The organism is Pseudoduganella sp. SL102 (assembly GCF_027856995.1).
GTDB classification, from domain to species: domain Bacteria; phylum Pseudomonadota; class Gammaproteobacteria; order Burkholderiales; family Burkholderiaceae_D; genus Rugamonas; species Rugamonas albidiflava.
The window spans coordinates 848,354-867,495 of sequence record NZ_CP115554.1 but is presented as its reverse complement, the minus strand read 5'-3'; the positions used below and the strand labels follow the sequence as shown (position 1 = coordinate 867,495).

The following is a 19,142-nucleotide window of genomic DNA, read 5'->3' as shown; positions in this document are numbered from 1 at the left end:
GAAACGGCGGGACGCAACGCGCGCCTCACACCGGGCCGCCGGCCCCCGGCAGGCACAGGTCGGGATCGCGGGCCAGCAAGGCAGTGAGCCATTCCGCGAATACGCGCAGCTTCGGCGCCGCCATCCGCCCGCGCGGATACAGCAGCGAGACAGGCATCGGCGCCGGTGGGGTGTCGGCCAGCAATGCCACCAGCTCGCCCCGCTCCAGGTGGCCGCGCACCTGGTAGCGGGCCGCCTGCGTGATGCCGAGGCCCTGCAGCGCGCAAGCCACGTTGGCATCGGCATTGTCGACCGCGATGCGGCCCGGCACCTGGGTCTTGACGAGCTCGCCATCGGCGAGGAAGTCCCAGTCGAACGGCCGCCCCGTGCGGCCGGAGAAATGCACGATGCCCTGGTGGTGCCGCAAGTCGCCGATGCTCTGCGGCGCACCGTGGCGCTCGAGATATGCCGGCGCCGCGCACGTCACGAAGCGCATGCTGCCCACCTGCCGCCCCACCAGCGATGAATCCTGCAAGTCGCCCACGCGCAGCGCGCAGTCGATGCCTTCCTGCGTGAGGTCGACCAGCCGGTCCGAAAAGCTGAGCGTGAGCGCCAGCTCGGGCCACGCCTCGGCAAAGGCGGCGATGTGCGGCAGGACCACGTGGCGGCCCACGGCATCCGGCAGGTCGGCCCGCAGCGTGCCCCGTGGCTTGCCGGCGCCGGCGCGGAAACCCTGTTCGGCCAGCGCCACCGCATCAAGGATCTGCACGCACTGCGCGTGGTAGTCGGCGCCATCCGGCGTCAGCGCCAGCTTGCGCGTGGTCCGCTGCAGCAGCGTGGTGCCGAGATACGCTTCCAGGTTCTTGATGGTGGCCGTCAGCGCCGCGCGGGGCAGGCCCATCGTTTCGGCCGCCCGGGTAAAACTGTTCGCTTCGACGATGCGCACGAAGACTTGCATGGCCCGCAGTTTGTCCATGGTGGCGCCTATTGTTCACATAAAGTGAAAAGTATAGGTCGATTATTGGGGGATTATCTTCTCCCTTTCGCTGCGTACACTTTCCCCATCCAATCCTGCCGGTACCCGGCGCCCCCGATGGCGGATCACAGGCCATCGGCGACGCCCCAGACTGGTCCCATTCACTTCCATGGGGAACGCCATGACATCGCATCAAGAACCGCATGACCATATCGCACCCTCGATGGTGCTGCTACTGGCCGCCGCCGCCGGGCTCATCGTCGCCAACCTGTACTACGCGCAAACCCTGGTGGGGCCGATCGCGGCCGCCACCGGGCTGTCGGCCAGTGCGGCCGGGCTGATCGTCACGCTGACGCAGGTCGGCTATACGCTGGGGCTGCTCTTCATCGTGCCGCTGGGCGACCTGCTGGAAAACCGCCGGCTGGTCGTGACCGCCCTGGCCGCCACGGCCGTGGCACTGGCCGTTGCCGCCTTCGCCACCAGCGCGCCGGTGTTCCTGGCCGCGGCGCTGGCCATCGGGCTGGGCTCCGTCGCGGCGCAGATCCTGGTGCCGTTCGCCGCCCACCTGTCGCATGAATCGAAGCGGGGGCATACGGTCGGCAAGGTCGTCAGCGGGCTGCTGCTGGGGATCATGCTGGCGCGGCCGGTGGCCAGCCTGGTCGCCGACCACGCGAGCTGGCACGTGGTGTTTGCCGGCGCGGCCGTGCTGATCGCGCTGCTGGCCGTCGTGCTGCGCGTGAAATTGCCGCAGCGGGTGCCGCAGTCGCGCACTTCCTATGCAAAACTGATCGGTTCGCTGTGGACGCTGTTCCGTACCACGCCCGTGCTGCGCCGCCGCGCCGCCTACCATGCCGGCCTGTTCGGTGCGTTCAGCCTGTTCTGGACCGTGGTGCCGCTGGCGCTGGCCGGCCCGTCGTTCGGCCTGTCGCAGACGGGTATCGCGATCTTCGCGCTGGTCGGCATGGCGGGCGCGGTCGCTTCGCCGGTTGCCGGCAAGCTGGCCGATGCGGGCCACAGCCTGCCGGCAACGGCCGCCGCGCTGGGCCTGGGCATCGCGGGCTTCGCCCTGCCCCTGCTGTTTTCCCACGCCACCGGTTCGCACCATGTGGCGCTGGCCATCCTGGTGGTGGCGTCGATCGTGCTGGACATGGGCGTGGCGGCCAACCTGGTGCTGGGCCAGCGCGCCATCTTCACGCTGGGCGCCGACGTGCGCAGCCGCCTGAACGGCCTGTATTTTGCCGTGTTCTTCGCGGGCGGCGCGGTGGGTTCCGCGCTGGGCGGCTGGGTGTATGCAGGCTACGGCTGGCATGCCGCGCTGCTGGCCGGCATGGCGATGCCGGCCGCGGCCCTGCTTTACTGGGCCGGCGAGGCGCTGCAACGCGCCCCGCAGCGGGCCTGATGGACGGCTACCGGCCCGCCGGGCGGATATAGCGCGGGTACATTTCCTTCAGCAGGAAGGCGCGCAATTCCGCCTCGTCTTCCTTCCGGGCGCTCATCTTCACGACGCGGCCCAGCCGGTGCGATTCCCATTCGAAGTCGCCCGGCTTTTCCTTACGGATCAGCTCGATCATCTTGGTGACGACGGCATTTTCAATGTCGATCTCGCTGCCCAGCTCGACCTTCACCTGCGACAGCCAGCGGCGCTTGAAGTTGGTGTTCCAGCCGCGGAATTTCAGGTCGGCACTGTTGAATGTCTGGTTTTGCACGTCGAAGATGCCGCCCGAATCGTCGCGCTCGCCAGCCGAGTTGCGGCCCTGGGCGCCCATGATGTTGGCAACCGCGCGGGCCTTGGCTTTCGCATCGGCGCTCTCGGCGCTTTCCGTGGTCGGCGTCTCGACGGCGCCGCGGCGGCGGCGTGCCGCTTCCACCATCTGCGACATGTCGGTCACGTCCGGCGGCGGCGGGGTCATGTCGGCCTTCACCGGCGGCGGCGGGGTTTCCTGCCGGTTCGGATCGGTGATGGCGTCGTTGTTGGTGCGCTTGATCGGCGGCGGCGCCGGGCGCGGCTTGGCCTGGGCGACTTTCGGTTGCTTTTGCGGCGCCGGTTTTTGCGGCGCGGGCTGCGGTTTGGGCGGCGTGGGCGTCGGCGATGGCGGCGTGATGTACACCATTTCGCCGGCCTTCGATGGCGGCTTCAGCTTGATGAGCGTTTGCGGATTCATCAGGATCAACGCGACGACCAGGACGTGCAGGCCGATCGCGATGGCCAGGCCGGTGCGGTTCGGCTTGTTGTCGCCATACCGGAGCGGCAAGCCAACGGCCGGGATGACCTGGCCGCAGGTGGGGCAGACTTCGTCGGGACCGTGGGTATGGCTGTGCTGGAGCAAGATAAACCGTTTTCTGTGCGCAAACCGGCGGTGCCGGGCCAAGTCGGGCAAGCTTACGCGAGCTTGCAGTTAACGGATGTTACCGTATGTATCCGCCCCTTGTGAGCCAGTTGGGGCCGGGAAACTCCGCTTCAAGCAGTCCTGCCGGTGATAGTTGCCTGAAAAATGGGGTCCGTCCCCATTTTTCGGGCAACTGCCATGGGGGCGTTGCCGGGAAAACGGGGTATGTCCCCATTTTTCCGTCTCCATTTTTCGGGCAACTTTTGCTTTTCTTCAGGACAGGTTCACGGCCTTCAGTTCCACCTTGTGCGGTTCCGGTGGCGGCTCGACGAGTTCGGCGTCGCTCATCGGGCCATTGCCGCTGTACTTGTCGAGGAACAGGTAGATGACCGGCGTGACGTACAGCGTGATCACCTGCGAGAAGATCAGCCCGCCGCACACGGCCAGGCCCAGCGGCTGGCGCAGTTCGGCGCCGGCGCCCAGGCCCAGCGCGATCGGCAGCGCGCCCATGAAGGCGGCCAGGGTGGTCATCATGATCGGGCGGAAGCGCAGGATGCACGCTTCGCGGATCGCGGCAGCGGGCGCCGCGCCCTGCTCGCGCTGCGCCTGCAGCGCGAAGTCGATCATCATGATGGCGTTCTTCTTGACGATGCCGATCAGCATCAGGATGCCGATGATGGCGATCATCGTCAGGTCCATGTCGAACAGCCACAAGGTAAACAGTGCGCCCACCGCGGCGGACGGCAGGCCGGCCAGGATCGTCAGCGGATGGATGAAGCTTTCGTACAGCACGCCCAGCAGAACATAGATGACGGCCAGCGCGGCCACGATCAGGATCACCTGGCTGCCCTGCGATTTTTCAAACACCGCCGCGTCGCCGCCGTAGTTGGTGATGATCGATGGCGGCAGGCCGAATTCCTGGCCCATCGCATCGATCTTCGCCGTGGCGCGGCCCAGCGGCACGCCGGGCGCCAGGTTGAACGCCACCGTCACGGCCTGCAGCTGGCCCTGGTGGTTGACGGCGGTGGGGCCGACCGTGCGCTGCACGGTGGCGAAGCTGGACAGCTTGATCAGTTGCCCTGCCGCGTTGCGCACCGACACCTTGTTCAGCGCATCCTCGTAGCGCCGGTCCTCGTCGGCCGCTTCCAGGATCACGTAATAGCTGGCGGCGGACGAATAGATCGTCGATACCTGCCGCTCGCCGAACGCCAGGTACAGCGCGGTGCGCAGGTCGCCGATTGCCACGCCCAGCGTGCTGGCCTTGTCGCGGTCGATGTTCAGCGTGGCCTGCAGGCCCTTGTTCTGCGAATCGCTGGTCACGTCGCGGAAGTCGGGATCGGCGCGCATGCGCTCCAGGTAGCGCTCGGCCCAGTCGTTCAGCGAATCGGGGCTGACCGATTGCAGCGTGTACTGGTAGCGGCTCTTGCTGGGGCGGCCGCCCAGCTGCAGGTTCTGCACCGGCGACATGTAGACCTGGATGCCGGCCACGTTGCGCATCTTCTTGCGCAGGCCTTCCAGCACCTCGGGCATGGCCCGACGTTCGCCGCGCGGCACCAGCACCACGAACATGCGGCCCGAATTGCCGCCGCCGGTGAACGACACCACGCTCTTCACGGCGGGATCGGCCTGGATGATCGCGGCCACGCGGTCCTGCAGCGCCAGCATCGCGCTCGAGGAGATATCCTCGGAAGCTTCGGTGTTGACGCGGAACTGGCCGATATCCTCTTCCGGGAAGAAGCCCTTCGGCATCGTCGCATACATCACGACAGTCAGCACGAACGTGCCCACGGCAACGGCCAGCACGATGTAGCGGTGGCGCAGCGCCAGGTCCAGCGTGCGGCCATAGCCCTTCAGCACGGCGTTGAAGCCCCGCTCGAAGTGGCGGCCGAGGAAGGTGTCGTCGCCGGCATGTTCATGCGAATCGGCAGGCAGGAAGCGCGCCGCCATCATCGGCACCAGCGTCAGCGAGACCAGTGCCGACACCAGCACGGCCAGCGCCACGATCACCGCGAACTCGCGGAACATCAATCCCATCACGCCGGGCATGAAGAAGATCGGGATGAACACGGCCACCAGCGAGATCGAGATCGACACGATGGTGAAGCCCATCTCGCGCGAACCGACCAGCGCGGCCTGCAGCGGCTTCTTGCCGTGCTCGATGTGCCGCACGATATTTTCCAGCACCACGATGGCATCGTCGACCACCAGGCCGACGGCCAGCGTAATGCCCAGCAGCGAGATGTTGTCCAGGCTGTAGCCGAGCGCGTACAGCAGCGCCAGCGCGCCCAGCAGCGAGATCGGCATGGTGATGGCCGGGATCAGCGTGGCCACCGCGCGGCGCAGGAACAGGAAGATCACCAGCACCACCAGCACGATGGTCAGCGCCAGCGTGAGGTTGACGTCATGGATCGCTTCGCGGATCGATACCGAGCGGTCGTTGACGAGACTGATGTTGATCGATTCCGGCAACTGGGCACGGAAGCGCGGCAGCAGCGCCTTCACGCTGTCCACCACCTGCACGGTGTTCGCATCCGGCTGGCGCTGGACCAGCAGCACGATGGAGCGCTCGCCGTTGTAGCTGCCGAACGACTTGATCGACTGGAAGCTGTCCTCGACGGTGGCCACGTCCTTCAGCCGCACCGGTTCGCCGTTGCGGGTGGCGATGATCAGGTCGCGATAGTCGGCGGCCTTCATCAGCTGGCTGTTGCCCTGGATCGTCAGGGTCTGCTCAGGGCCATCGAGCACGCCCAGCGGCGTGTTGGCGTTGGCGCTGCGGATCGCCGCCTGCACTTCGGCCAGCGTGAGGTCGCGGGCGTTCAGCAAGTCGGACTTGGCGCGCACCCGCACGGCGAAGCGCTTCTGGCCATTGACGTTCACCTGCGCCACGCCGGGCAAGGTGGACAGGCTGGGCGCGATCAGGTTTTCCGCGTAGTCGTTCAGTTCGGACAGCGACAGCGATGGCGAATTCATCGCCATGAACAGCACCGGCGCATCGGCCGGGTTGATCTTGCGGTAGGCCGGCAGGTCCGTCATTTCCTGCGGCAGCTGGCGCTGCGCGCGCAACAGCGCGGCCTGCACGTCGACGGCGGCTTCGTTGACGTCGATGCTGGAATCGAATTCCAGGGTCAGCGAGGTGTTGCCCTGCGTGCTGGTGGACGTGATCAGGGTGAGGCCGGGAATCGTGGAGAACTGCTTTTCCAGCGGCAGCGCGACGGACGACGCCATGGTGTCCGGGCTGGCGCCGGCCAGGTCGGCCGACACGTTGATGATCGGCGTGTTATAGCTGGGCAGCGCCGCGACGGGGATGTACAGGTAGGCCAGCACGCCCGCCAGGATCAGCGACAGCGACAGCAGCACCACCATCACGGGGCGCCGGATCGAGAGCTCGGAGAGGTTCATTCGATGCCACCCTTGTCGTGACCACTGCGTTTGCCCTGCTCGGCCAGGCGCGCTTCGGGCACCCGCGCTTCGGCCACCCGCACCTTGCCGCCCGGGCGCAGGTTCTGCTTGCCTTCGACGATGACTTTTTCATTGCCGGCCAGGCCGCGCACGGCGGCATCGGTGCCGAACGCGTGCACGCGCTCGACGTTCGCCACCCTGGCCGTGCTGTCCGGCCCCACGGTGTAGACGAAGGTGCCGCGGGTGTTCGTGATGATCGCGTTCTGCGGCACCACCAGCGCATCGCGCAGCGTCTGCACGGTGACTTCGGTGTTCACGTACTGGCCCGGCCACAGCCGGGTGTCGCGGTTGGCGAATTGCGCCTTCACGCGGATCACGCCCGCCTGCGGGTCGACGGTATTGTCGATGAACGACAGGCGGCCCTCGATCGGGGTCCTGGAATCGCGGTGGAACACCTGCACCGGCACCGTGCCGGCCCGCTGCGCGTCGAGCAGCGCGGCCAGGCTGGTTTCCGGCACCGTGAAGGCGACGTTGATCGGGTCGAGCTGGGTAATCGTCGTCAGCGAAGTGGACAACTGGACCAGGCTGCCCGGGTAGACGTTGATGCCGCCCACCCGGCCCGACATCGGCGCGCGGATCGCCGTGTAGCTCTGGCCCACCTGGATCGCGCGGGCGGCGGCGATATTGGCTTCCATCTCGGCGCGGGCGGCATCGACCTGGCTCTTCAGCGTATCCACGGCGCCCTGGGCGATGAACTTCTGCCGCAGCAGTTCCATGCTGCGCTGGTATTGCCGCTCCAGGCCGGCCAGGTTGGCGCGGTCGCGCGCCACTTCGGCCTGGGCCTTCTGCAGGTTGGCCGATTCGCTGCGGCTGTCCAGCGAGAACATCAACTGGCCTTCCTTGACGAAATCGCCTTCCTTCACATGCACCTTGACGATCGTGCTGGTGGTCTGCGGATGCAGGTCCACCGTGCTGATGGGGCTCACGGTGCCGTTCGCCTGCAGCACGACGGGCACGTCCTGCCGCTTCGGCGCGACGATGTTGACGGTGGTCGGGCCCTGGCCCCGCTCCTGGCCTCCCCCCTGCCCCTTCTCCTGGCCCCGGCCGCCGGCGGCGGCATGCTGCCCTTCCTGCGGCGCCCGCGCGACGTGCCAGGCGCCGGCGCCAGCGACGATGGCGGCAGCAACCAGTACTCCCAAGGTGGTCTTTTTCATTTTTTATACTTGCTGGATGATGATGATTGGATATTTCTCTGCGGAACTAACCGGACATTGTCGCATCGAACTGCTACCGCGTCGTTACGTGCAGGCCATTGCTTGCCGCGTTGACCTGCCTCGTTGACTTGCCGCATTGACCGGCCGGTTCGGCCGGCTATTTCCCGGCATAGAACTCGGGCAAGGTCAGCACCGCTTCCAGGCCGCCGGCATCGCCGTTGGCCAGGCTCAGCGTGGCGCCGTGCTGTTCGGCGATATTGCGGGCGATCGTCAGGCCCAGGCCCGTGCCGCCGGATTCGCGCGAGCGTGACGTTTCTACCCGGTAGAACGGTTCGAACACGCGCGCCAGCTGGTCTTGCGGAATGCCCGGGCCTTCGTCGCGGATACGGATGCGGGCCGCGCCGGCCAGCCGCTCGACCGTCACGTGGGCTTTCTGGCCATACTTGACGGCGTTGTCGATCAGGTTGACGAGGCAGCGCTGCACGTCCAGCGGCCGGCCCAGCAGCGCCATGCCGGCCCTGCCTTTCAGTTCGACCGGCTGGCCGGCGTCGATGGCATCGGCGCACACGCTGTCCAGCAGCGAATCGAGGTCCAGCTTCTGCATCGTGCCGGTGGTATCCATGCTGCGCGCCAGGTCGAGGCCCTCGCGGATCATCTGCTGCATTGCCGACAAGTCGCCAATCAGCTTGTTCTGCAAGTCGGCATCGCTGACCTTTTCCAGGCGCAGGCGCATCCGCGTCAGCGGCGTCTGCAGGTCGTGCGTGATGGCCGCCAGCATTTCGGTGCGCTGGATGATGTGCTGGCGGATGCGGCCCTGCATCGCGTTGAATGCCGCGCTCGCCTGGCGGATTTCCGCCGCGCCGACCAGTTCCAGCGGCGGCTTGTTGATATCGTTGCCGAGGTCCTTGGCCGCCTGGGCCAGCTGCTTGACGGGCCGCACCGCCATCCGCGTGACGAAGTAGGCGAGGATCGCGATGCACAGCAGGAACGGCACGAAGACCGCGTATTCGTTGTGGCCGGTGGGGATCGAGCCGCGCGGCGGCAGTACCGACAGCTTCAGCACTTGCCCATCCGTCATCACGACCTTGACGGACTCGCAGGTGCCGCGCCACGGGCCGGGGCCGAACAGCGTCATCGTGCTGGTGCGCTGGTCGCACTGCGGCGGCCTTTCCGCCATCGCGATCACCTGGAAATCGCGCGGCAGGCGCTGCGCCAGCGCGGCGGAGAACTCGGTGGCGGGATGCAGCGTGAGGTCGTTGTCGGTGGCGATTTCCAGCCGCATGCTGCTCTTGCTGGACACGGCCAGGTATTGCGCGCGCGATTCCGGGCGCACCACATCGGTGGTTTCGATGATCTGCTCGGCGCGTTCCAGCGAATGGTAAGTCCGGTAACGTTCCAGCGTGCGCTGGCGTTCGTTGATGGCCAGCCACTGCGTGAGCGCGGCCGAGGCCACGATGCCGACCATGAGCGCGAGGAAAACGCGCCCGGTCATCGAATTGACGAAATTCTTCAGTGTGCCCACGTCAATGCGGCCCGCTCACGCGCGCGGTTCGACCGACACGGTGCCGGCCAGCACATAGCCACCGTTGCGGACGGTCTTGATGATCTGCGGCACGCGCGCATCTTCGCCCAGCTTTTGCCGCAAGCGGCTGATCTGGATGTCGATCGAACGGTCGAACGGGTCGGCATCGCGGCCCTGGGTCAGGTTCAGCAGCTGGTCGCGGTTCAGCACACGGTTCGGGTGTTCCAGGAACACCTTCAGCAGCCGGAACTCGGCGCCGGACAGCATGATCACCACGCCATCGGGATTGAGCAGGTGGCGCGCGGTGAGGTCGAGCGTCCAGTTCGAGAAGCGGATCTGCGACGCCTTGTCCATGCCGCCGGACGGCATCGCGTTACTGCGCCGCAGCACGCTGCGGATGCGCGCCAGCAGTTCGCGCGGCTCGAAGGGCTTCGGCAGGTAATCGTCGGCGCCCATCTCGAGCCCGAGGATGCGGTCCAGCGGTTCGCTGCGCGCGGTCAGCATGATCACGGGAAGGTTCGAATGCGCACGCAGCTTGCGGCACAGCGTGAGGCCATCCTCGCCCGGCATGTTCAGGTCCAGCACGATCAGGTCGGGCTTGGTCTCGTCGAGCAGCTTCCACATGGCGGTGCCGTCCGCCGCGCCATGGGTACTGTAGCCATTGGTCTCCAGGTAATCCGCCAGCAGCGTGCGGATATCGCGATCGTCGTCGACGATCAAAATGCTAGGTGTGGGTTCCATCCTCCAATTATCGCCACTTCGGCAGGCGAAGACCAACGGCGGTTTGTATCGTCTTGTATATGGCTGGCCGGTTTGCAAGGAAACAATCGGATACAAAAAGCGGCGGCCGGGACACTTCATGGAAACACTGCGTTGAGAAACTGTTTTCCGTGCAGTGCTGTGAGCACATCCGAATTCATTCCCTGAAGGATTTAAAATGAATATCCTGCGTAGAAGTATTATCGTCGGCCTGACCATGCTCAGTATCGGTTCCGCTGCAATGGCGGCCCCGGCCCAGGAAACGCCGCAACAGCGCACTTACGCGGAAACCCGCTTCGATCCGGTAAAACGCGCCGAACGGATTGAAAAGCGCCAGCAGAAATTGCACGAAGCGTTGAAATTGACGAGGAACCAGGAAGCGGCCTGGGATACCTATATTGCCGCCATTGCGCCGCGCCGGGATATTGCCCGGGCAGACCGCGCATCGTTCAAGGAATTGAATGCGACGCAACGGGCGGAGAAACGCCTGGAATTCTCGAAGGCACGCGTGGTGCACCAGGAAACCCGGCTGGCGGCATTGAAGACTTTTTATGCGGCGCTGACGCCGGAACAGCAGAAGGTGTTCGACGAGCATTCGCTGCATGGCAAGCGCAAGGGGCGCCAGCATCGTCACGGTTGAGCCTCTGGTTGCAAGTTGTGACAAGGGCGGCGTTGCCGCCCTTTTTTGCGGCCACTTCATGCCAGAATCCTGCGTTAACGTGCCAGATATTGGCGCAGTAGGATTGAAACGGCAGGAAAACGCTTGGCTTCGCGCGCTGCGGGCCGAAAAAAAAGCGCCACGCGGGCGCTTTCAAGTCTGGTTTGCTACGTCAGTTCAGCCGGCTCAACGATACCTGGAAGGTTGCGGCATCCTGGAAACCGATGACACGGCTGCCGGCGATTTCGCGGCCGGAGCGGTCGAATAAGATAATCCCCGGCGGGCCGAACAAATTAAAGCGTTTCAGCAGCGCCTTGTCGTCGTCGTTATTCGCGGTGACATCGACTTGCAGCCAGATCGTATTGCCGAGTTTCTCCTGGACCGCGGGTTTGCTGAACGTGAGTTTCTCCATTTCCTTGCAGGCCACGCACCAGTCGGCATAAAAGTCCAGCATCACCGTCTTGCCGCCGGTATCGGCGAGGATGCGATCCAGCTCGGCCACGTTCTTGATCCGCTTGAATGGCAATTCATCGGCAGCGCCATCGCGTAAATGCGCCAGCGGTGCCAGAGGATCGCGCCCGCCGGTACCCACGCCGATCATCTGCACAATGCCAAAGCCGATGAACAACGCGGCAATGGCTTGCGCTGGCCAGCCTTTATGGTGCCGCAGCAAATAAATACCATAGGCGATACCCAGCACAGTCCACCCGGCCATTTGCACCGTCGCCGGTAATACGGGGGAAACCAGCCACCATGCCATAGCCAGCAGCAACACGCCAAAGAAGCGCTTGACCGCATCCATCCATGCGCCCGCTTTCGGCAACAGGGCGCCGGCCGAAACACCGGCCAGTATGAGCGGCACGCTCATACCGGCCGCCATCGAAAACAGCGCGGTGCCGCCCATCACCACGTCGCGTGTCTGGCTGATATACACGAGCGCGCCGGCCAGCGGCGCCGCCACGCAGGGGCCGACGATCAGGGCCGAAATGGCGCCCATGACAAACACGCCAGCCAGCTTGCCGCGCGACTGGCGGCCCGACGCGGCGGCAAGCCGGGTCTGCAGCGCGGCGGGAACCTGCAGTTCGTACACGCCGAACATCGACAGCGCGAACAGGACCAGCAGCATGCCGAAGCCGCCCAGCACCCAGGGATTCTGCAAGGCGGCCGCCAGGCCTTCCCCCGCCAGCCCGGCGGCGACGCCCAGCGCGGTGTAGACGATCGCCATGCCCAGCGAATAACTCAGCGACAACGCCAGCCCGCGCGCACGGCCGGCCCCTTTGCCTTCGCCGATGACGATCGACGACAGGATCGGCACCATCGGCAGCACGCAAGGGGTGAACGCCAGGCCCAGCCCGAGCAGCAGGAACAGCGGCACGATGACCGTCATGCGGCCGCCCTGCAAGGCGCGTTCGATGCGGCCCAGCTCGCTTTGAGGGGGCGACGCACCCTCTGGAACGGCGCCTGGTTCGCCCTGCGCGGCGGCGGCTGCCGACGGTGTCCCGCCAGGTGCATCCATCATCGCGTCGCCCGGGCGGCTCATCGCCGGCAGGCCGAAAGCCACGGCAGCGGGGGCGGGACCGCCTGCCGGCGACAACCGCGCCGTGGCATCCTGCGGCGAATAGCACAGGCCCTTGTCGGAACAGCCCTGGCCGGTGGCGGTCAGCGTGAACGGCCCGGCTGCCTCGACCGGCACGCGGATCGTCACACGCTGGCGGTAGGTTTCCACGTCCTTGTTGAAGGTTTCATCGAACTTGACCTTGCCGGGCGGGATCCGCGGCGTGCCGAGCTGTGCGCCAGCCGCCCTGAACTTGAACTGCTCGCGGTACATGTAGTAGCCGTCGGCGATGCGCCAGGTGACTTCGATCGTCTGCGCATCGGCCATGCGGGCGGAGAACTGGAAGGCGACGTGCGGCGGCAGGAACTCTTCCTCGGCGCGGGCGGGCGCCAGCAGCGACAGGAAGGCGGCGAACAGGATCAGGAGGCGGGAAAGGAAAGACATGCGGCGACTCGGGCGGGGGAACCATGCGATGGTATATCGAAACGCGCGAATGAGGCGTTGCGGAAAAGAAAAAGCCGGGCAAGCCCGGCTTTTTCAGGTGACGGCTGAGATTACTCTTCAGCGGTCGGTGCTGCTTCGATGTCGCTTGGTTCCGGACGGTCCAGCAGTTCGACGTAAGCCATCGGTGCGTTGTCGCCGACGCGGAAGCCCATCTTCAGGATGCGCAGGTAGCCGCCGTTGCGGGTAGCGTAGCGCGGGCCCAGTTCAGCGAACAGCTTCTGGACGATTTCGCGGTCGCGCAGGCGGGCGAATGCCAGGCGCTTGTTGGCCAGCGTGTCGGTCTTGCCCAGGGTCAGGATCGGCTCGACGACGCGACGCAGTTCCTTGGCTTTCGGCACGGTGGTCTTGATCGCTTCGTGACGCAGCAGCGAAACGGTCATGTTGCGCAGCATTGCCAGACGGTGGGACGAGGTACGGTTCAGTTTACGGAGGCCGTGACGGTGACGCATGGTACTTCCTTTCGAGGTGTTTAATTCCGGACTCTTCGATCGCCAGACGATTGAACGGCAGGCGCGGGTCGGTTACTAGAGTGATTACGCGCGGCGCACCATGCGCCGCGCGGGTGGTGCAAATTACTTTTCCAGGCCTGCTGGCGGCCAGTTTTCCAGCTTCATGCCGAGGGTCAGGCCGCGCGATGCCAGCACTTCCTTGATCTCGTTCAGCGACTTGCGGCCCAGGTTCGGCGTCTTCAGCAGTTCGTTTTCCGAACGCTGGATCAGGTCGCCGATGTAGTAGATGTTCTCGGCCTTCAGGCAGTTCGCCGAACGGACCGTCAGTTCCAGGTCGTCGACCGGGCGCAGCAGGATCGGATCGACCAGCGGAGCACGCGACGGTGCTTCGGCGGTGGCTTCCGTGCCTTCCAGCGCGGCGAACACGTTCAGCTGGTCGACCAGCACGCGTGCCGACTGGCGGATCGCTTCTTCCGGCGTGATCACGCCGTTGGTTTCGATGTTGATGATCAGCTTGTCCAGGTCGGTACGCTGCTCGACACGGGCCGATTCCACGGCATACGACACGCGGCGCACCGGCGAGAACGAAGCGTCCAGGATGATGCGGCCGATCGTCTTGTTGGTGTCTTCCGACAGGCGGCGCACGTTACCCGGCACATAGCCACGGCCTTTTTCGACCTTGATCTGCATGTCCAGCTTGCCACCGGCAGTCAGGTGGGCGATCACGTGATCCGGGTTGATCAGTTCCACGTCGTGCGGCAGGTCGATATCCGAGGCCAGCACGGCGCCTTCGCCTTCCTTCTTCAGGGTCAGCGTGACGGAATCGCGGTTGTGGACCTTGAAGACCACGCCCTTCAGGTTCAGCAGCAGGTCGACCACGTCTTCCTGCACGCCATCCAGCGACGAGTACTCGTGCACGACGCCGGCGATGGTGACTTCGGTCGGCGCGTAGCCGATCATCGACGACAGCAGCACGCGACGCAGGGCGTTGCCCAGCGTGTGGCCGTAGCCGCGCTCGAATGGCTCCATCACGACTTTTGCGTGACCGGCGCCCAGCGCTTCGACGTCGATGATACGTGGCTTCAACAAACTGTTTTGCATTGAAATGTCCTTTTCATTACCCTCGGCTCGTTACACCGATAAGGCTGATGGCATTAGTGAAAAAGCCCACTCGGTGAGTGGGCAGGTGATTCTGTGCTTGCTACGAACCGCGATTAACGCGAATACAGTTCGACGATCAGCGATTCGTTGACGTCGGCAGCGATTTCGCTACGTTCCGGGAACGACTTGAAGGTGCCTTCCATCTTCTTGGAATCGACCGACACCCATGCCGGCATGCCGACTTGTTCAGCCAGCGACAGCGCTTCCAGGATACGGGTCTGCTTCTTGGCCTTTTCGCGCACGGCGATCACGTCGCCCACTTTCACGTTGTACGAAGCGATGTTCACGACATTGCCGTTCACGGTGAAAGCCTTGTGCGAGACCAGCTGGCGTGCTTCAGCGCGGGTCGAGCCGAAGCCCATGCGGTAAGCAACGTTGTCCAGGCGGGTTTCCAGCAGGGACAGCAGCGTTTCGCCGGTGTTGCCCTTGCGGCGGTCGGCTTCGGCGAAGTAGCGGCGGAACTGGCGTTCCAGCACGCCGTACATACGCTTGACCTTCTGCTTTTCGCGCAGCTGGTTGCCGTAGTCGGAGGTGCGGGCACCCGACTTGACGCCGTGCTGGCCTGGCTTGATGTCCAGCTTGCACTTGGAATCCAGCGAGCGGCGGGCGCTCTTCAGGAACAGGTCAGTGCCTTCACGGCGGGAGAGTTTTGCTTTTGGTCCGATATAACGTGCCACGGTATTTTCCTTAAATATAAATGACGCCCCGGATCACATCGGTGGATGCGAACAGGCGCTAGTCTGACCCTCTAATCCGTCAGACGGTGGCTCAACAAGCCCGCCGACGAAAAATCGACAGGCAAAAATAGCCGGACAGTGTAACCGTTTCCGATCAACTGTTCCAGCGATTTTTACATCAGGGTGACGGTGGCCGGTTCGCGAAGAACCGGCCATGGTCAATGCATCCGATGGTGCTTAGATGCGGCGACGCTTCGGCGGACGGCAGCCGTTGTGCGGCACTGGCGTCACGTCCTGGATCTCGGTGATCTTGATGCCCAGGTTGTTCAGCGCGCGAACAGCGGATTCGCGACCAGGACCTGGGCCCTTGATACGCACTTCCAGGTTCTTGACGCCGCATTCCTGTGCAACTTTACCAGCCGCTTCGGCAGCAACCTGCGCTGCGAACGGGGTCGACTTACGGGAGCCCTTGAAGCCGGCGCCGCCCGAAGTTGCCCACGACAGGGCGTTGCCCTGGCGGTCGGTGATCGTGATGATCGTGTTGTTGAACGAAGCGTGAACGTGAGCGATGCCTTCAGCGACGTTCTTTTTGACTTTCTTGCGAACGCGCGCTGCTGCTGCGCTACTTTGTTGCTTGGCCATAGTGGTTTCCTAGATTATTTCTTCAGCGATTGAGCGGCTTTGCGCGGACCTTTGCGGGTACGAGCATTGGTGCGGGTACGCTGGCCGCGGACCGGCAGGCCCTTGCGGTGACGCATGCCGCGGTAGCAACCCAGGTCCATCAGACGCTTGATGTTCATGGACAGTTCGCGGCGCAGGTCGCCTTCAACAACGAACTTGCCGATCTCATCACGCAGCTTTTCCAGCTCGCTGTCGTCCAGGTCCTTGATCTTCTTGTTGGTCGCAACACCCGTCTGTGCGCAGATGAACTGCGCGCGCGGACGGCCGATACCGTAAATTGCCGTCAGGCCGATCACGGTGTGCTGGTGATTTGGGATGTTAACCCCTGCAATACGTGCCATTCGTTCTTCCTCGATTAACCTTGACGCTGCTTGTGACGCGGTTCGACGCAGATAACACGAACGACGCCTTTGCGCTTGATGATCTTGCAGTTGCGGCAGATCCGCTTGACTGAAGCGTTAACTTTCATTTTGCACTCTCTTCTTGGATTCGATACTTAAAATTACTTGGTCCGGAACACAATACGGGCCCGGGAGAGGTCGTACGGCGTCAACTCCACCGTTACCTTGTCACCGGGGAGAATGCGGATGTAGTTCATCCGCATTTTACCCGAAATGTGGCCGAGCACCACGTGGCCGTTTTCCAGCTTTACTCGAAACGTTGCATTCGGGAGATTCTCCAGAATCTCGCCCTGCATCTGTATGACGTCGTCTTTTGCCATGGTGACCTTATCGTGCCATTGCCAATTAGCGGGTCGGAATGCCGCCCTTGAAGTTCGCCTTGCGCAGCAGTGAATCATATTGCTGCGACATCACGTAGTTCTGGACCTGGGCCATGAAGTCCATGGTCACGACCACGATGATCAACAGGGAGGTGCCGCCGAATACAAAGGACACTTTCCACTGGGCTTGCATAAACTCCGGCAACAGGCACACCAGGGTAATGTAGACGGCGCCTGCCAGGGTCAATCGGGTCAGGATCTTGTCGATGTAACGGGCAGTCTGCTCACCGGGACGAATCCCTGGCACAAAGGCCCCGCTCTTCTTCAAGTTGTCCGCTGTTTCCTTGCTGTTGAACACCAGTGCGGTGTAGAAGAAGCAGAAAAACACGATCGCCACAGCATACAGCAGTGCATGGATGGGCTCGCCTGGGCTCAACGAAGCAGCCAGATCTTTCAGGAAGCGCACAACAGGGTTGCTGTTGTCCGCGCCACGTGCGAACCAGTCCACGATAGTGGCCGGGAACAAGATGATCGACGATGCGAAGATCGGCGGAATCACGCCTGCCATGTTCAGCTTCAGCGGCAGGTGGCTGGTTTGCCCACCGTAGATCTTGTTGCCGACCTGACGTTTGGCATAGTTCACCAGGATCTTGCGCTGGCCACGTTCCACGAACACCACGACATAGGTCACGGCTGCGACCAGGATCACGATGATGATGGCGGAGATCGCGCTGATCGCACCGGTCGACACCTGGGTGAACAAGCTACCCATTGCGCTCGGCAGACCGGCGGCGATACCGGCAAAGATGATGATGGAGATGCCGTTACCGAGACCACGCTCGGTAATCTGCTCCCCCAGCCACATCAGGAACATGGTGCCGGTCAGCAGCGTCACCACGGTGGTGAAGCGGAACGCCATGCCAGGATCGATCACCAGGCCAGGCTGGGCTTCCAGCGCGACGGAGATGCCGAATGCCTGGAACAATGCCAGGCCCACGGTGGCGTAACGGGTGTACTGGGTGATCTTGCGACGGCCAGCTTCCCCTTCCTTCTTCAGCGCTTCCATTTGCGGCGACACGATCGACAGCAACTGCATGATGATCGAGGCCGAGATGTAGGGCATGATGCCCAGCGCAAACACCGTGAAGCGCGACAGGGCGCCGCCGGAGAACATGTTGAACATGCCCAGCAGGCCACCCTCTTGCGACTTGAACAGTGCGGCCAGCTGTACCGGGTCGATCCCCGGCACCGGGACGTGTGCCCCGATGCGGTAGACTACCAGAGCGCCCAGCAAAAACCACAGACGGTTCCAGGGGAAACCGGCTGCGGCACTTTTAGCAAGCTGCGGATTAGTCGCCAATTTTCGCTCCGTTCAAGCTCAAGCGTCTCAGGCTACCGAGCCGCCAGCCGCTTCGATGGCTGCTTTCGCGCCGGCGGTCACTTTCAGGCCCTTGATGGACACTGCCTTAGTGATTTCACCAGATGCGATCACGCGCACGTCGCGGGCCAGCACGGACAGCACGCCAGCCTGCTTCAACACCAGCAGGTCGACTTCGCCGACTGCCAGGTTGTTCAGGTCGGACAGGCGCACTTCAGCCTTGAAGGTTGCGTTCAGCGATTTGAAGCCACGCTTCGGCAGACGGCGCTGCAGAGGCATCTGACCGCCTTCGAAGCCGACCTTGTGGAAGCCGCCCGAACGCGATTTCTGACCCTTGTGACCACGGCCGGCAGTCTTGCCCAGGCCGGAGCCGATACCGCGGCCAACACGGCGCTTGGCGTGTTTCGCGCCTTCGGCTGGTTGAATGGTATTCAATTCCATTGTGTTCTCCAGATCGTAAGCCGGGGCTTACGATACAACCTTAACGAGGTAAGCGACCTTGTTGATCATGCCGCGTACCGATGGCGTGTCCTGCAGCTCGGAAACCGAGTTGACACGGCGCAGGCCCAGACCACGCACGGTAGCGCGGTGGTCTTGGCGGGTGCCGATCAGGCCCTTCACCAGTTTGACTTTGATAGTGCTCATGGTCATCCCCTTAAGCCAGAATGTCTTCTACCGACTTGCCGCGTTTCGCAGCGATCTCGGCAGGAGTGCTCATTTTCGACAGGCCGTCCAGGGTGGCGCGCACCAGGTTGTACGGGTTGTTCGAACCGGTGGATTTCGCCACCACGTCCGTCACGCCCATCACGTCGAAGATAGCGCGCATTGCGCCACCAGCGATGACGCCAGTACCAGGCTTGGCCGGGCTCATCATGACGCGCGAGGCGCCATGGCGGCCGGTGACCGTGTGCTGCAGCGTACCGTTCTTCAGAGGCACCTTGATCAGGTTGCGACGGGCTTCTTCCATTGCCTTCTGCACACCGACCGGAACTTCCTTCGATTTACCCTTGCCCATGCCGATGCGGCCATCGCCGTCACCAACCACGGTCAGCGCCGCGAAGCCCATGATACGACCACCCTTGACCACTTTGGTCACGCGGTTGATCGCGATCATTTTTTCGCGCATGCCGTCATCCGGCTTGTCGCTTTGCATTTTTGCTTGCATTTTTGCCATGATCGTAC

20 protein-coding genes are annotated in these 19,142 nt (G+C 63.7%); 2 read left to right on the top strand and 18 right to left on the bottom strand.

The window, feature by feature from the left end; translation table 11 throughout:
- Positions 1-25 precede the first annotated feature (25 nt).
- Positions 26-955 carry a LysR family transcriptional regulator gene (locus tag OU994_RS03810; protein ID WP_281609679.1) on the bottom strand — a complete coding sequence of 310 codons (930 nt, stop codon included), beginning with the start codon at positions 953-955 and terminating at the stop codon, positions 26-28.
- Between the two features lie 181 nt (positions 956-1,136).
- On the opposite strand from OU994_RS03810, the gene OU994_RS03805 reads away from it, so the two are divergent.
- Positions 1,137-2,354 (top strand): MFS transporter, encoded by a 1,218-nt coding sequence (locus OU994_RS03805; protein WP_281609678.1) that lies wholly within the window; start codon positions 1,137-1,139, stop codon positions 2,352-2,354.
- Between the two features lie 7 nt (positions 2,355-2,361).
- On the opposite strand, the gene OU994_RS03800 is transcribed toward OU994_RS03805, so the two are convergent.
- From OU994_RS03800 to OU994_RS03780, 5 genes are all read right to left on the bottom strand, one after another.
- The gene (locus tag OU994_RS03800; protein ID WP_281609677.1) at positions 2,362-3,282 is read right to left on the bottom strand and encodes a hypothetical protein; all 921 of its coding nucleotides are present in this window, start codon (positions 3,280-3,282) and stop codon (positions 2,362-2,364) included.
- Between the two features lie 273 nt (positions 3,283-3,555).
- Positions 3,556-6,681 (bottom strand): efflux RND transporter permease subunit, encoded by a 3,126-nt coding sequence (locus OU994_RS03795; protein WP_281609676.1) that lies wholly within the window; start codon positions 6,679-6,681, stop codon positions 3,556-3,558.
- A complete protein-coding gene (locus tag OU994_RS03790; protein WP_281609675.1) occupies positions 6,678-7,895 on the bottom strand; it encodes an efflux RND transporter periplasmic adaptor subunit in 1,218 nt (405 codons plus the stop codon). The genes OU994_RS03795 and OU994_RS03790 overlap by 4 nt, the downstream gene beginning before the upstream one ends.
- A 157-nt stretch (positions 7,896-8,052) precedes the next feature.
- Positions 8,053-9,387 carry an ATP-binding protein gene (locus OU994_RS03785; RefSeq protein WP_281609674.1) on the bottom strand — a complete coding sequence of 445 codons (1,335 nt, stop codon included), beginning with the start codon at positions 9,385-9,387 and terminating at the stop codon, positions 8,053-8,055.
- Between the two features lie 45 nt (positions 9,388-9,432).
- Entirely contained in the window at positions 9,433-10,158 is a 726-nt protein-coding gene (locus OU994_RS03780) for a response regulator (RefSeq protein ID WP_281609673.1), read from the bottom strand.
- 196 nt (positions 10,159-10,354) lie between these two features.
- Here OU994_RS03780 and OU994_RS03775 point away from each other — a divergent pair, with 196 nt between their 5' ends.
- Entirely contained in the window at positions 10,355-10,816 is a 462-nt protein-coding gene (locus OU994_RS03775; protein ID WP_281609672.1) for a Spy/CpxP family protein refolding chaperone, read from the top strand.
- A gap of 190 nt (positions 10,817-11,006) precedes the next feature.
- On the opposite strand, the gene dsbD is transcribed toward OU994_RS03775, so the two are convergent.
- The 12 genes from dsbD to rpsE all read right to left on the bottom strand — a co-directional run bounded on the left by dsbD (position 11,007) and on the right by rpsE (position 19,134).
- Positions 11,007-12,833 carry a protein-disulfide reductase DsbD gene (gene dsbD, locus OU994_RS03770; RefSeq protein ID WP_281609671.1) on the bottom strand — a complete coding sequence of 609 codons (1,827 nt, stop codon included), beginning with the start codon at positions 12,831-12,833 and terminating at the stop codon, positions 11,007-11,009.
- A gap of 110 nt (positions 12,834-12,943) precedes the next feature.
- The gene (gene rplQ / locus OU994_RS03765; RefSeq protein ID WP_130186535.1) at positions 12,944-13,342 is read right to left on the bottom strand and encodes a 50S ribosomal protein L17; all 399 of its coding nucleotides are present in this window, start codon (positions 13,340-13,342) and stop codon (positions 12,944-12,946) included.
- A gap of 123 nt (positions 13,343-13,465) precedes the next feature.
- A complete protein-coding gene (locus OU994_RS03760; protein WP_130186536.1) occupies positions 13,466-14,443 on the bottom strand; it encodes a DNA-directed RNA polymerase subunit alpha in 978 nt (325 codons plus the stop codon).
- Positions 14,444-14,556: 113 nt separating this feature from the next.
- Positions 14,557-15,180: a 30S ribosomal protein S4 gene (rpsD, locus tag OU994_RS03755; protein ID WP_131148091.1), complete on the bottom strand. Its 624-nt coding sequence runs from the start codon at positions 15,178-15,180 to the stop codon at positions 14,557-14,559.
- Between the two features lie 237 nt (positions 15,181-15,417).
- Entirely contained in the window at positions 15,418-15,822 is a 405-nt protein-coding gene (rpsK, locus tag OU994_RS03750) for a 30S ribosomal protein S11 (protein ID WP_028101645.1), read from the bottom strand.
- 14 nt (positions 15,823-15,836) lie between these two features.
- Positions 15,837-16,202 carry a 30S ribosomal protein S13 gene (gene rpsM / locus OU994_RS03745; protein WP_130186538.1) on the bottom strand — a complete coding sequence of 122 codons (366 nt, stop codon included), beginning with the start codon at positions 16,200-16,202 and terminating at the stop codon, positions 15,837-15,839.
- 14 nt (positions 16,203-16,216) lie between these two features.
- Positions 16,217-16,330, bottom strand: a complete 114-nt coding sequence (rpmJ, locus tag OU994_RS03740) for a 50S ribosomal protein L36 (RefSeq protein WP_005663407.1) — start codon at positions 16,328-16,330, stop codon at positions 16,217-16,219.
- A gap of 33 nt (positions 16,331-16,363) precedes the next feature.
- The gene (gene infA, locus OU994_RS03735; RefSeq protein WP_005663428.1) at positions 16,364-16,582 is read right to left on the bottom strand and encodes a translation initiation factor IF-1; all 219 of its coding nucleotides are present in this window, start codon (positions 16,580-16,582) and stop codon (positions 16,364-16,366) included.
- Between the two features lie 25 nt (positions 16,583-16,607).
- Complete coding sequence (gene secY / locus OU994_RS03730; protein ID WP_130186539.1) at positions 16,608-17,942, bottom strand: preprotein translocase subunit SecY; 1,335 nt, start codon at positions 17,940-17,942, stop codon at positions 16,608-16,610.
- 27 nt (positions 17,943-17,969) lie between these two features.
- Positions 17,970-18,401: a 50S ribosomal protein L15 gene (gene rplO, locus OU994_RS03725; RefSeq protein WP_130186540.1), complete on the bottom strand. Its 432-nt coding sequence runs from the start codon at positions 18,399-18,401 to the stop codon at positions 17,970-17,972.
- Positions 18,402-18,428: 27 nt separating this feature from the next.
- Positions 18,429-18,611 (bottom strand): 50S ribosomal protein L30, encoded by a 183-nt coding sequence (gene rpmD / locus OU994_RS03720; RefSeq protein ID WP_130186541.1) that lies wholly within the window; start codon positions 18,609-18,611, stop codon positions 18,429-18,431.
- A gap of 4 nt (positions 18,612-18,615) precedes the next feature.
- Positions 18,616-19,134, bottom strand: coding sequence for a 30S ribosomal protein S5 (gene rpsE, locus OU994_RS03715; RefSeq protein ID WP_050409755.1), 519 nt, complete (start codon positions 19,132-19,134; stop codon positions 18,616-18,618).
- Positions 19,135-19,142: the final 8 nt, after the last annotated feature.

What these genes read in the sequence shown, in the direction of transcription:
- OU994_RS03760 (WP_130186536.1), bottom strand. Translation starts at nt 14,443, where the DNA reads ATGCAAAACAGTTTGTTGAAGCCACGTATCATCGACGTCGAAGCGCTG.
- rpsK (WP_028101645.1), bottom strand. Translation starts at nt 15,822, where the DNA reads ATGGCCAAGCAACAAAGTAGCGCAGCAGCAGCGCGCGTTCGCAAGAAA.
- rpmJ (WP_005663407.1), bottom strand. Translation starts at nt 16,330, where the DNA reads ATGAAAGTTAACGCTTCAGTCAAGCGGATCTGCCGCAACTGCAAGATC.
- OU994_RS03810 (WP_281609679.1), bottom strand. Translation starts at nt 955, where the DNA reads ATGGACAAACTGCGGGCCATGCAAGTCTTCGTGCGCATCGTCGAAGCG.
- rpsE (WP_050409755.1), bottom strand. Translation starts at nt 19,134, where the DNA reads ATGGCAAAAATGCAAGCAAAAATGCAAAGCGACAAGCCGGATGACGGC.
- rplO (WP_130186540.1), bottom strand. Translation starts at nt 18,401, where the DNA reads ATGGAATTGAATACCATTCAACCAGCCGAAGGCGCGAAACACGCCAAG.
- rpmD (WP_130186541.1), bottom strand. Translation starts at nt 18,611, where the DNA reads ATGACCATGAGCACTATCAAAGTCAAACTGGTGAAGGGCCTGATCGGC.
- OU994_RS03795 (WP_281609676.1), bottom strand. Translation starts at nt 6,681, where the DNA reads ATGAACCTCTCCGAGCTCTCGATCCGGCGCCCCGTGATGGTGGTGCTG.
- dsbD (WP_281609671.1), bottom strand. Translation starts at nt 12,833, where the DNA reads ATGTCTTTCCTTTCCCGCCTCCTGATCCTGTTCGCCGCCTTCCTGTCG.
- OU994_RS03805 (WP_281609678.1), top strand. Translation starts at nt 1,137, where the DNA reads ATGACATCGCATCAAGAACCGCATGACCATATCGCACCCTCGATGGTG.
- OU994_RS03785 (WP_281609674.1), bottom strand. Translation starts at nt 9,387, where the DNA reads ATGACCGGGCGCGTTTTCCTCGCGCTCATGGTCGGCATCGTGGCCTCG.
- rplQ (WP_130186535.1), bottom strand. Translation starts at nt 13,342, where the DNA reads ATGCGTCACCGTCACGGCCTCCGTAAACTGAACCGTACCTCGTCCCAC.
- OU994_RS03780 (WP_281609673.1), bottom strand. Translation starts at nt 10,158, where the DNA reads ATGGAACCCACACCTAGCATTTTGATCGTCGACGACGATCGCGATATC.
- rpsM (WP_130186538.1), bottom strand. Translation starts at nt 16,202, where the DNA reads ATGGCACGTATTGCAGGGGTTAACATCCCAAATCACCAGCACACCGTG.
- infA (WP_005663428.1), bottom strand. Translation starts at nt 16,582, where the DNA reads ATGGCAAAAGACGACGTCATACAGATGCAGGGCGAGATTCTGGAGAAT.
- OU994_RS03790 (WP_281609675.1), bottom strand. Translation starts at nt 7,895, where the DNA reads ATGAAAAAGACCACCTTGGGAGTACTGGTTGCTGCCGCCATCGTCGCT.
- OU994_RS03775 (WP_281609672.1), top strand. Translation starts at nt 10,355, where the DNA reads ATGAATATCCTGCGTAGAAGTATTATCGTCGGCCTGACCATGCTCAGT.